The sequence below is a fragment of the Echinicola sp. 20G genome (genome assembly GCF_015533855.1).
Classification (GTDB): Bacteria; Bacteroidota; Bacteroidia; order Cytophagales; family Cyclobacteriaceae; genus Echinicola.
Window position 1 is genome coordinate 4,874,873 of record NZ_AP024154.1, and the last position, 13,044, is coordinate 4,887,916.

The window sequence follows — 13,044 nt, forward strand, 5'->3', positions numbered from 1 at the left end:
GGGAGTATGGAGTCGTGAGTATAGAGTATTGAGCTACAGATACAGGTTCTACAGAGGGATGTGCTCTGGAAGGACAAAAACAGAACTTTCAGCATTGTTTTTTTGATCGAGCCACAGGCTCGGTATTAGTCGTCCCGCAGTGCAACTGTCGGGAAAACCTAATCCTGTCTCCATACTCCCGACTCCCGACTCAATACTAGCTACTATACACCAATTATTCCCTACAAAACCAGTAGACTTTTCAAAAGGCTTTCTTACTTTTGTGGCTCAAACCAAAAGACCAAAATTGGAAAAGCTGAGCAGAGGATACCGGAAAGCCAAATATGTGGTTTACAAACAGACCATTCTTAATCCCATTGATCACCTTTGGACTTTTATTGGTGGCTTTCTGGGCATAGGGATGATTGCCTTTGTCCAATCGGAACTGCATCACCTTTCCCAATTGGAAAATATTTTTCTGATCGGCTCTTTTGGCGCCTCTGCCGTGTTGGTCTATGGTGCCACCAACAGCCCCTTGGCTCAGCCCAGAAACCTGATCCTGGGGCATACTGTTAGCGCCTTTGTGGGGGTCAGCGTTTTAAAAACCATAGGCCATTTGGATATTTTTTGGCTTACCTGTGCTTTGGCTGTTTCCATGTCCATTATCGTGATGCAAATCTTAAAGGCCCTCCATCCTCCGGGAGGGGCCACCGCCCTGATTGCCGTGATTGGCACTCCAAAAATCAAAGCATTGGGCTATCTCTATGTTTTTAGTCCAGTCTTCACTGGCGCACTGATCCTGCTCTTGATTGCCCTGCTGATCAACAATATCCCCAGAGAACGCCATTATCCCTACAACCCAAAAGTTACCCCCTATATGAGCCGCAAACAAAAGTATTGGCTGAATCTTCTGCGGACATTGGGGGTGAAGTAGTTTGGAGTTTGGAGTATTGAGTCGTGAGTATAGAGTATTGAGCTATAGATTCAGGTTCTACAGAGGGCTGTGCTCTGGCAGCACAAAAACAGAACTTTCAGCATTGTTTTTTTGATCGAGCCACAGGCTCGGTATTAGGTGTCCCGCAGTGAAACTGTCGGGACAACGCCAATATATATTACGGACACTGTTCTACCGAGGGCTGCGCCCCGGTAGGATTAAAACTGAGCTTCCAGCTCAAGTGACTTCATTGAGCTGGAAGCTCAGTCTTAGAAGTCCCGCAGTACAACTGCTGTGACAACACGGGACAACTTAATCTTGTCTCCATACTCCCGACTCAATACTTACTACTATTTATTTTTTACCCTTCAACACAGCCTGCACCTTATCCCATGGTTCTACCTGATTACTCTCTGCCCAGTTTTCCCATAGGGACTCCATCTCTGCTACCCTTTCAGGCATCTCAGCAGCCAAATCGTGGAGTTCGGTTCTGTCCTTTTCCATATCATAAAGTTCCCACTTTTGGGGGCCATTATTGTTCCATTTCATGACCAACTTGTACTTTCCATCCCGAACGGCCTTATTTCCTTCATGCTCCCAAAACAATGGTTTTTGGCGGTTCATTGCTCCCCTTCCACTGATCAGAGGCAGCAGGCTTTCCCCTGCAAGTTCAGGCAATGCCTGTCCGTTTTTCTCGGAAGGATAAGAAGCTTTGGTCAAGTCCATCAAAGTGCTCATAATATCCGGCAGGTAACCAGCTTGGTTCACCAATGTCCCTTTATGGCCTTCTTCCATCCCGTCCGGCCAGTGGACAATTAAGGGAGAGGAAATGCCTCCCTCATGGATCCAATGTTTGTATTCTTTAAAAGGCGTATTGGAGGCATTCGCCCAGGATTGGCCATAAGTCAGAAAATAACCTTCCTTGGTTTCCAGTTGCTCAGCAGGACCTCCACCCATAGGACCTCCTTCTGCACAGGCACCATTGTCATCCATAAAAAGTATCAAGGTATTGTCCAGTTCCCCCTGGGACTCCAGGTAATCCACCAATTTTCCGATGTTCTGATCCATGCGATCCACTTGGGCGGCATAAATGGCCATTCTCAGGGCCATCTCCTCTTTTTTCTCTTCACTTAAACTCTCCCAATCCTTGGAGTCCTGAGGGGATAAGGGCCAATCCTCTTGGATCAAACCCATTGCTTTCATCTTGGCATAACGCTCTGTCCGCAAGGCTCCCCAACCATTCTTATAGCGATCTCTGTATTTGTCTATGTCCTCCTTCGGAGCCTGAATGGGCCAGTGGGGTGAATTATAGGCCAAATACAGAAAAAATGGAGCTTCCCCATCCCCTTCCGGAGCATCAATGAACTGGATCGCTTGATCGGTAAAGGCATCTGTCGTGTAATAATCTGGGTCGGAAATCGAAATGGTATCGTTTTGGGCAGTAATTCCACGGGGGTATTCCGGTTTAAAATAGTTGCTAGCTCCTGCTAGGATCCCATAATATTGGTCAAAGCCCCTTTGCATAGGCCACATGCTTTCCTCACTCATGCCCAAATGCCACTTCCCTGCCATCAAGGTCCTATAGCCTGCCGACTTCAGCAATTCGGCTAGGGTCATGGTATTTTGATTTAAAAATCCCCTATAGCCTGGCATATCATAATCATGGTGGTCACTCTGGGGTGGATTTGTCATATGGCCAATGCCTGTCTGGTGAGGGTGTAGCCCGGTCATTAAGGAAGCACGGGTCGGACAACACCTGGCAGTGTTATAAAACTGGGTAAAGCGAAGGCCATTCTTGGCCAGTTTATCGAGGTTAGGAGTTTGGATCTCTCCACCATAGCAACCCAAATCCGAATATCCCATATCATCTGACATGAGCAGGACGATGTTGGGCTTTTTCTCCTGAATGGTCTCTTCAGTTTTACTTTCACCACACCCAAAGTGGAGTACTATCAGGCCAATAAGGCAGTAACTTATCCTGTTTTTTTTCATAATGGTTATCATAGACTATTAATTAATAATGCTTGTTCATTGTACCAATTAATTAGATACAATGAACAATATTGCGGGGAGGTTGACACAGCTGCGGGCAGGCGCAAGCCTTGCGGGAAGAAGCTTTAGCTGTGTCTTGATTTTTCCCTGCCTACCGGCAGGCAGGTTTGCTTCGTTTCTTTTCATCTAAGGAAAAGAAATGAAGAGTAAAGCCTTGAAGACAGACTTAATTATTAGAAAAAAACACTCCCAATAAAAAACTATAAAATATTATCCCAACATAATAGATGCTATTAATATCCAATCAACACAAAAGAAAATAGTTTTTATTCTTGTATTGTTCTCACAGATTTCCGCTGATTGAATTGGTATCAAACAACTTCTGCAATCATCAGCGCTATCTGCGGGAAATTTCATAAATTCATCATTTAAGGTAGCCCAATCGCTTTGGGATATTGATCGAGCTTGGCTTCCAATTCTTTGACGACTTCTGCTTGATCTGCGGCAATGTTCTTGGTTTCCTGAGGATCATCCTGATAGTCATACAACTCATATTCCACCGCTTTATTCTTATCCCTCATATGGGTCCATCTCACCATTCTATACCGATCAGTTCGGATGGCTTCTCCCAAATATCCTCCTCTATTGAAGGCGTGATAAGCGTGGTCTTTGATGATTTCCCCTCCATCTTTCAAGCTCGGTATCAAGTTGATTCCATCGATGGGTTGTGGTACGTCTGGTCTTTCCAAGCCTGCCAGTGCTGCCAAAGTCGGGAAGATATCCACCGTCTCAGCAAATTGCTTGGTGCTTCCGTTTGGGGAAGTGACTCCTGGAGCCCTAAAGATGATGGGGATTCTGTTCGCTTGTTCGTAATTGGTATGCTTGGTCCAGATGCCATGGTCTCCCAAGTGCCAACCATGATCTCCCCAAAGCACCACAATCGTATTTTCATCCAATCCTAACCTTTCCAATTCCCTGAGCACCTTACCTACTTGCGCATCCATATAGCTCAGGCTGGCATAGTAACCATGAACCAATTTCCGCTGCAGATCTTTTTCAAACAATTGCTGCTGGGTGGGAATAGGAAAAAACTGGTTGATCTCCCCACCATGTTTCATGGCAAACTCAGGCGCATTTTCTGGACTTTTTTCGTAGTCTGCCAATGGCAAAGTTTCAGGATCATACAGGTCCCAGTATTTTTTGGGCACACTGAAAGGAAGATGTGGACGGGCAAAACCAACGGCCATAAAGAAAGGTTGGTCGTCATGGCTCTTGTGGTAACGTAAACGGTCAATGGCGTGACGCGCTACTCTACCATCCGCATAGGCCTCATCGGTGACATCGGGACTTTCCCAGGCAGCTCCCCTTGGCAACTCATGATTTGGGGGAGTATCTTTGATATACATCGGTGTATTTTCAAAATATGCCTCTTCCCTGGTCAATTGGCCATGGGTACTTTCTGGATCCACGTATTCGATCACTTTTTCCTTCCAATGCGGAATGCTCCAAGAAGCTTCATCATTGGTGTTGCCATGCCCTATGTGGAAAACCTTGCCCATGGATTCAGCGGTATAACCTGCAGATCTAAAGTACTGCGGCATGGTTACGGCATCAGGTATCACATCCCTAAATTCCTTCCCAAAATTATATAGTCCTGTGCTGGTAGATCTGGAGCCCAAAATCAAATTGTACCGGGAAGACACACAAACCGCCTGGTTGCAGTAAGCTTGGTCAAAACGCATTCCGCTATTTGCCAATTCGTCGATATTGGGACTGATGGCGTGTTCATCACCATAAACCCCCAAATTGGGCTTAAGGTCATCCACCAAGATCAAAAGGATATTCGGTTTTTTCTGTTGGGCTTTCACTGGGCCAATCTTAAAAAGCAACAAGGCCAGCATGGTCCAACAAGCCAAGAAAGTGAAATTCCTGTTTTTAGTACTTTTCATTCTATTTACTCAATATTGGTTTTAAATTATTTTTTACCTCTTGTGCTAGTTGTATACTTATGCAAAGTCTATTGTTTTGAAACAATATTTTAATTAGTGGAAATTGGAAATGATTTTTCTACCAATTAACCTGTACTCTAGGCTTTACTCTTCATTTCTTTTCCTTAGATGAAAAGAAACGAAGCAAACCTGCCTGCCGGTAGGCAGGGAAAAATCAAGACACAGCTAAAGCTTCTTCCCACAAGGCCACCGCCGCCCCGCAGCTGTGCCAACCTCCCCGCAATAATAACCTTACCAAATTAATAGTCTTTAACTTACTAGCACAATGTGCTATTTCTTCTCAAAAGACTGTGCTTCATCCGGTCCTGGCATGGCATAGTCTGGATCAAGGGCACGGATATAAATCTCTCCATTATCCAGCACTTTCACTTCCAAAGGAACAATGGTCATTCCCTGCTCATTAATGGTTTGGGCAGTTTCTCCCAAATCATTTTGCTGAATTCCTTCCCGATCCACGGGCGGCACATTTCCATTATAAAAAGCCGTACACCACCATCTCCCCTCCTTGTCCTGAAAAGGAGTCCCATGTCCTAAAAAGCGACCAACAAACTTTCTTGGCCCGTAAGGTCCAGTGATATTGTCTGAAGTACAGTAGTAGAGATTATAGGAACCTTTCCGCATTTTATCAGTGGACCAGGCCGTACCGAAATGCACATATTTGTCGCCTATTTTCCTTAAGGTCGCACCTTCATGGCCAATTACCCTATTGGCTGGATCAATACGCTTAGGCTCGGCTGCCAAGCCTTTAAACCCAGGCTTGATCGGTGCAATAAATGTATTTCCCCAAAGCAAATACCAAGTACCATCATCATCTCTGAACAAGCTCGGGTCATGTTTATTTCGCATATCATCTCCCATAGGAAAAGTAAAAGGCCCTGATGGGTTATCCCCTTCAGAAATGGCCAAGTTGGCTCCACCTTGAACGGGATCAGGAGAAGTATGTACATAAATCCACTGCCCATTGACATGATATACTTCAGGAGCCCACAAACGCCAATCGCTGGCAGGCTTTTCATTCAATTTATCCGGCATTTTTTTCGCCCAGTACCCTTCTGCCAAATCAAATGGCTCTCCAAGGTATTCCCAATCAAAAAGGTCCTTGCTTTTCCAAACCCTGACCTTATGCCCCACAATGCTTGGGGTGCCAAAGAGTTCCATATTTTGGGCATCCAAACCTGTATTGTAGGGCTCTGTAGTTTCCCTAGGGTCATTCGGCAAAGGTGTAGTACCTGTCAAATAATAATAACCGTCCTCATCCAGAAGGATATAAGGGTCGCGAATCCAACCATCTTTTAGGTAGATCGCTTGGTCATGCGCTTCATAGGCTGCCTCTTTATCTTGCTGTCCAAAAACAGGAATGGTCATCAAACAGCATATCAAGGCCAAAAGTATATTTTTCTTATTGTTCATTTTTTCTTTTTTCTATTGTGCTGGCATTTGGTTTAGGGCCATCGATTGGATAGGGTTTGTGGTAGACCTTTTGTTGATCCCCTTGCTCCTCCATCCAGCTTTTCAATTGGTTTTCCATCTCCTTAATTAGAACGTTGTACTTTTCATCATCCGCAAGGTTATATTGCTCATTCGGATCATTGGCCAAGTCATAAAACTCCACCTCTGGGCGGACAAAGTACTTCTGGACAATGGCCGCTGCCAATGGATTATGGGCAGCCTCCTTATCCCAGCTGTCCCAATAAGCTCCTGCTCCATCTTTCCTCAAAATATCCGAATGATTGGTGTGCAAGGCATCAGGAACCAGGTTAATGATCAACTTATAGCGTTGGTCCCGAATGCTTCTGATGGGATAAACATTGAAGTTACCATCTCCGCTGTGCGTGGTGTAAATAAAATCCCTGAATTCGTCGGCTTCCCCTTTTAGGACATCCGTAAATGGTTTTCCGTCCAAGTCAGCAGGAATCTTTGAGCCTGAAATATTCAGCATGGTCGGTAGGATATCTACCCAACTGACCATGGCATTTGTTTTACTTCCCGGCTCAATCACTCCCGGCCATTTCACGATCAAAGGCGTTCGGATACCGGCATCATAAAGGTTCCATTTTGCAAAAGGCCACTGCGCACCATGATCACTGGTAAAAAGGGTAAAAATATTCTCCCCAAGCATATTCCCTAGGTATTCCAAGACCTCCCCCATTTCATTGTCCATTCCACTTACATCAGTAAAATACCTTGCCCGATGTTCCCGGGTAGCTTTGGTATCAATAAAACAGGGAGGCAAATCCACTTCTTCAGGATCATAATCCATTTCCTCTGTCCACCAAACATGGGGTCTTCTGTCCCCCACAAATATGCAAACAGGTCCCTCCACTTGGGTAGAATCAAAGTATTGGCTGATGTTTTGGTAAAGGTTGACTTGCTGATCATGATGAAAGTCAAAACCACACCTCTCATTTCCCCCATAGTGGGCCACCTTTCCAAAGGCAAATACAGCATAACCGTTCTCTTTGAGGTTTTGGATCAAGTAAGGAATCCCTTTTTCAGGAAAGGAATGATTGGTTTCTGCACCACTTCTGGCAGGCATCAAACCTGTGAGCAAAGCTGCCCTACTAGGAGCACAGGATGGTGATGCCACAAAAGCGTTGTTAAAGGTCATTCCTTCTTTACTCAGCTTTTCCAATACAGGTGTCTTGACCACTTCGGCACCATAGACAGATACATCCAGGTAGCCCAAGTCGTCGGACAAGTACACAATCATATTGGGTTTTTCTTGAGCCTTGAGTTCTAAAGTAAAGGTCATTCCAAAAAAAAATAAAAGCATTGCCATTATATCGGCGCGGAAATAGACTTGCCTGCTTTGGTTGGTTTTTAGGGTCATTTAGGGTTACGGTTTTATAAATTCAAGATGGGGAACTGCGTGAAAACTTTTCCTTCCCTATCCTTTCGAAGGTCTAAAATCAAGGATTTAAATACTCTCAATTTATAATCAAATTTTACAACATTTCCGTCAAATATGCTCCGGTGGTAAGTTAGTAGCCTTTTGAAGAAGTCGAATCCACGGCACCCTTAATCTGGTACCATGGATTCAAATCTCCCTTATTTAGATCTCAAGAACCTTGGTAGGCAATACTTGATATTATCATCTAGCTACTTTTTACTTCTTCTAATATCCATCATTTTGAACCAAATTTGGATTGGCATCCAAAGCGGCCTGAGGAATAGGAAAAAGCACATGGGTGGCTTTGGCATTGCTGACACCCCGCGCTTGAGCGGAAGAAACAAAAGTCCCCAACCTGATCTGGTCTTCCCTCCTTTTGCCTTCTGTATAAAATTCCCATGCCCGCTCATCGAGCAAATGAGTTCTTAAGGCCTCCGTTGAACCAAAATCTGTCAAGCTCAATGGGGCTACATCTGCCCTTTCCCTGACCATATTGATCAAGTCAATGGATTCTTGGTTGGGACCATTCAGCTCATTCAATGCCTCGGCCCGACTTAACAAAATGTCTGCATAACGAACCCCAGGCACATCATTGCCATGTTCATTTCCCAATCCATCCGGATCTGGCCAATACTTAAATGACCGGGTGTTGTTATTGTTCAGCAAGGAAACGGTATTTCCTTGACCGTTGACATAGCTATCGATGATCAGGTCCATTCTCTTGTCTCCTGCTTCAAAAGAATTGTAAAAACTGTCATAGAGCCTGTATTGGGCAGCCCAGTTTCTCCAGGAATTCTGGAAGGTCAGCCCTGTTTCGGGCTCAAAGGCAAAACCTTCAGGAAAAGCCCCATTGATATAGTTATTGCCAGGCACCTGTGGGATTTGCGGGTAGTAAAGTATAAACTCACTGTTCCGCTCATTTTCTACCCTGAAAAGCATGGCATAATCAGGATAGAGGGTATATTCCCCCATATTCATCACTTCAAGGGCCATGTCCGCAGCTTTCTGCCACTGCTTGGTATTCAAGTAAAACTTTGTCAGCAATGCTCTCGCTCCACCATTGGTTGCCCTACCATAAGCTTGCTCTTCACCCGGAGCAGGCAAATCAGGAATCACGGCCAACAATTCTGTCTCTATAAATTGCCGCATCTCTTCTTCACTAGGTCGAGACAAATACAGTTCGTCTTCCACTCCTGTCCGCAAGGGAACCGGTCCAAACCAAGTATGTAGGTAGTAGTAGCTCAACGCCCTAACAAACTTGGCTTCAGCAGCATAGGTGCTTTTGTCAGCATCGCTGATATTGGCCAGCTCCACATTATCCAAGACCACATTGGCATTCCTTATCGCACGATAGGGCTTCAACCACATGTCCCCATACATCCATCCCACAGAAGCATCCCATGTAAAGTCAATCATCAATACGGCGGTCCGGTTTTCACCGCCACCAGTTTCCCATTCTATATCAGTACACCATTCTTCAATGTTCCTTACGCTATGATGGGAATAACCATTCAAGTATCCTTCCGCGTAGGCCGCATCCAAGGTCGATTTGATTCCTTCCTGCGTAGTCAAGAAATTTTCCGGTGCCATTTGGGAATACAATTCCTCATCCAACATTTCAGAGCAGCCCCCAATCAATCCAGCACAAAGCACCAATATATTTAGCTTTAGTATTTTTAAATTTTTCATATCCCTTTCAGTTTAAAATCCAAGTTTTACGCCCAACAAAAACGAAGTTGCCGTAGGATAGGCATTGTAATCAATCCGAATATTGGCATTGCCGTTTGGATTGACAGCGGGATCCACTCCATCATAATTGGTGATGGTCCATAAGTTGGTTCCTGTCACATATACTTGAGCAGAACGGAAGGTATTACTTCTTTGCATTGGAATAGTATAGTTCAGGGTTACCGTGTTCAAACGCAAGTAAGAGGCATCCTGAATCGTGTAAGAGTTGACCTCTTTTTGACCTTGGGCCGTAGGGTTGATAAATGAAGGATACACACTGGAAGGGTTTTCCGGTGTCCAGCGGTTAAGGTAAGGTTCTGCAAATTTGTTTCTCCTGAAGTTGATCGGGAAATAAGTATCTACCAGGTTGTTGTTCAACATGCTGATGCCATGCACTCCTTCGAAGAATACATAAAGACTAAACCCTTTGTACTCAAAAGTATTGGCCAAGGAATAGGTCAAATCCGGAAAGGAATTCCCTAATACTTCCCTGTCATCTGCATTGACGGTTTGATCTCCGTTCACATCCCGAAACTTCATGTCTCCAGGACCAACATTGTCAGTAGTTTGGTCAAAGTCATCTCCTTCCTGCCAGACTCCATCCACCTGATAGCCATAAAAAGAGTACATCGGCAACCCTTCTTTGATGATCCAAATCTGGTTGGCAAAACCAGCACCACCTCCAATTATCTGTCCTACTCCTCCTAGGCTGGTCACTTCATTTTTCACCGTTGCCATGTTCAGGGTGGTTGTCCATGTAAACTCACCATCCATGTTTACCGATGTGATGGCCGCTTCAATACCTGAATTTTTCACACTTCCAATATTTGTGATTCTGTTGGTATAACCCGTTGATGTAGGAATCGGTAAATAGAGCAGCATGTCAAAAGTGTTTTTTCTGAAATAATCCAAGCTACCAAAAATCCTGTCCCTGAATAAACCAAAGTCCAAACCTATATCCCACTGCTCGGTGGTCTCCCATTTTAAGTCTGCATTGGGAATACGGGCAGGCTGGGTAGTGGACACCTTTTGATCGTTGAATACCGCATCCGGACCGGGAACAAAAGTACTGATGGAAAGATAATTGCCAATTTCCTGATTACCCGTCTGCCCCCAACTGGCCCTGAATTTGAATGTGCTCAACGCCTCCAAGTTTTGCATAAACGGCTCCTCTTTCATTTTCCAGGCAAAGGCTCCTGAAGGGAAATAACCAAACTTATTGTTCTCACCAAACCTGGATGAACCATCGATCCTTAATGTTCCGGTAAACAGGTATTTGTCATTCAAGGTGTAATTCACCCTTCCTAAATAAGACAATAACCTGTTGGTAGCCTTGAAGCTGTTGATGTTAAATTGGGTAGGATCCCCAAGGCCGATGTTGTCTGTTCCAGTGGCGTCAGAAGGAAAGCTTTTACCGTGACTGGATGTATTGGCCATAGAAAAATTTTGAGTGGTCACACCGGCCACAGCTGTTAAATGATGCCCGTCAAAAACTTTATCATAGGTAGTCGTAAACTCCACCAAATAGTTAGACTGTCGCTCTTGAAAGATGGTGGCAATTCCACCATTGGCCAGCCCATCCTTAGTTGAGCGATCGATGTACACATCCTTTCGCTGATTGGTCACATCTGTTCCCAGGTTCAATTTCACCGAAAGTTCGGGCAGAATTTTATAATTGGCATAGGTAACTGCCATCGTACGGTAGCGCTCAATCAATGCATTCTTACCATATGCCAATGCCAAAGGGTTATCGATGGAAATGTAAGGAGAAATGCGGTAGCGCCCATCATCTCCATAAATACTTAAGGTAGGATCAAAATTATAAGCGGCGTAAAGAGCTCCGTTGTTTTCATTTACCCCAAAAGATTGTGCTGGCACTTGGTCATTCTCACTAAAGGAGGTGTTCATATTCAAACCTACTGTCAATCGATCGGAGAACTTATTTTCCAAGTTCAACCGGGCACTGTAGCGTTCAAAGGAAGAACTTTTGACTACCCCTTGTTGGTTGAAATAGTTCAAGGCCGCGAAATAATTGGTCTTTTCATTTCCTCCCGAAAAGGACAGGTTCTGATTGGTCACAGGGGCACTGGTCCTGAAAAGTTCTTCCTGCCAATCTGTACCACCATTTTCAATGACGTCTACGGTTTGATCAGCGATTCCTCCCCCATCTGCTATAAGGTCATTCATCACCATCTGATATTCCTCCGCACTCAAAATGTCTAACTTCCTGGCCACATTTTGTACCCCTACATAGCCATCATAGTTGATCCTCATTTCCCCAGCTCTTCCCTTTTTGGTGGTCACCATTATGACCCCATTGGCGCCTCTTGCGCCATAAATAGCTGTGGCGGAAGCATCCTTTAGGATCTCAATGGATTCAATATCATTGGGATTGATGGCCGCCAAAGGGTTGGTGGGCGTTCGGATGTCCGGGTAATTTCCCCCTCCAGAAGTGGTCATGGAAGAATTGTCGATTGGCAATCCATCGATCACGTAGAGGGGACCTGTTCCTGCATTGATCGAACTGGCACCTCGGATGCTGATGGAAATTCCCCCTCCAGGCTCTGAACTGTTTTGCACCACATTGACCCCTGCCGCCTTGCCTTTGAGCAATTGGTCCACAGAAGTGTTGACTCCTTGGTTTTGCTCATCGGACTTCAGGGAAACTACTGAGCCAGTCAGATCGCTCTTTTTCACCGTACCATAACCGACCACCACTACCTCCTCCAAGGCCTGGGTATCTTCTTGCATTTCAATGTCAATGGTACTTTGATTGCCTACTGCAACCCGCTGGGTCATAAAGCCAATGAAAGAATAGATCAAAACATCTCCTTCTTCCACCGTAATTTCATAATGACCATCCATATCGGTGACTGTTCCTTTACCTGTACTTTCCACTTTCACGGTCACGCCTGGCATAGGCTCTCCGGTGTCATCCACCACATTTCCGCTGATGGTGACTTCGGCCATTTCTTTGATTTCTACCTGCTTACTTTTGGTATTTTGGTTGACATGGATATTGTCATTGATCTGGGTAAAGCTCAAACCTGTCTGCTTGGATAAGGTAACCAACAGGTCATACACGGTCCCACTATGGATATCGGCCTCCACACGCTGAGAGGTGTTGATTCCATTTTCATTCAATGTAAACCTAAAATCTGTTTTGCGCTCTACTTCTTTGAACACCGCATCCAAAGTCCTGTTTTGCAAACGGATATCCAACGTCACATCCTCAATGGTTTTCCTCTGAGCCTTACTCGTATTGGCTAGCAGTACGGTGCAAAAGACCAGCTGAATGAGAAACCCATATAATATTCTCATAGACATCACTATTAGTTGTCTCAGTATTTTTTTTTGCATAGTTTTAAAATGTTTAAGTGATAACTGCTTAAGCTTCCTGTCTGCACCGACCAAAGTTCAGGACAGGAACATTTGCGGCAGGTAGCATTCTCCCCAGAATCCTATCTGCCTCTTTGCTAGCTCGAATTGGGATTTTTCATGTTAGTTAGGGT

The 13,044-nt window shown here is 44.8% G+C and carries 7 protein-coding genes; 1 reads left to right on the forward strand and 6 read right to left on the reverse strand.

Annotated elements, in window-relative coordinates; all coding sequences use genetic code 11:
- Positions 1-286 precede the first annotated feature (286 nt).
- On the forward strand, positions 287-913 hold the full coding sequence (locus JL001_RS19730; RefSeq protein WP_200979263.1) for an HPP family protein: 627 nt from the start codon (positions 287-289) through the stop codon (positions 911-913).
- Positions 914-1,267: 354 nt separating this feature from the next.
- Here JL001_RS19730 and JL001_RS19735 read toward each other — a convergent pair whose 3' ends face one another.
- The 6 genes from JL001_RS19735 to JL001_RS19760 all read right to left on the reverse strand — a co-directional run bounded on the left by JL001_RS19735 (position 1,268) and on the right by JL001_RS19760 (position 12,853).
- A complete protein-coding gene (locus tag JL001_RS19735) occupies positions 1,268-2,905 on the reverse strand; it encodes an arylsulfatase (RefSeq protein WP_200979264.1) in 1,638 nt (545 codons plus the stop codon).
- A gap of 428 nt (positions 2,906-3,333) precedes the next feature.
- Positions 3,334-4,854: a sulfatase gene (locus JL001_RS19740; protein ID WP_236252908.1), complete on the reverse strand. Its 1,521-nt coding sequence runs from the start codon at positions 4,852-4,854 to the stop codon at positions 3,334-3,336.
- A 330-nt stretch (positions 4,855-5,184) separates the two neighbouring features.
- A complete protein-coding gene (locus JL001_RS19745) occupies positions 5,185-6,324 on the reverse strand; it encodes a family 43 glycosylhydrolase (RefSeq protein ID WP_200979265.1) in 1,140 nt (379 codons plus the stop codon).
- Positions 6,314-7,744: a sulfatase gene (locus tag JL001_RS19750; protein WP_200979267.1), complete on the reverse strand. Its 1,431-nt coding sequence runs from the start codon at positions 7,742-7,744 to the stop codon at positions 6,314-6,316. The genes JL001_RS19745 and JL001_RS19750 overlap by 11 nt, the downstream gene beginning before the upstream one ends.
- 285 nt (positions 7,745-8,029) lie before the next feature.
- On the reverse strand, positions 8,030-9,493 hold the full coding sequence (locus tag JL001_RS19755) for a RagB/SusD family nutrient uptake outer membrane protein (RefSeq protein WP_200979269.1): 1,464 nt from the start codon (positions 9,491-9,493) through the stop codon (positions 8,030-8,032).
- Positions 9,494-9,505: 12 nt separating this feature from the next.
- The gene (locus JL001_RS19760) at positions 9,506-12,853 is read right to left on the reverse strand and encodes a SusC/RagA family TonB-linked outer membrane protein (RefSeq protein ID WP_236252909.1); all 3,348 of its coding nucleotides are present in this window, start codon (positions 12,851-12,853) and stop codon (positions 9,506-9,508) included.
- Positions 12,854-13,044 lie beyond the last annotated feature (191 nt).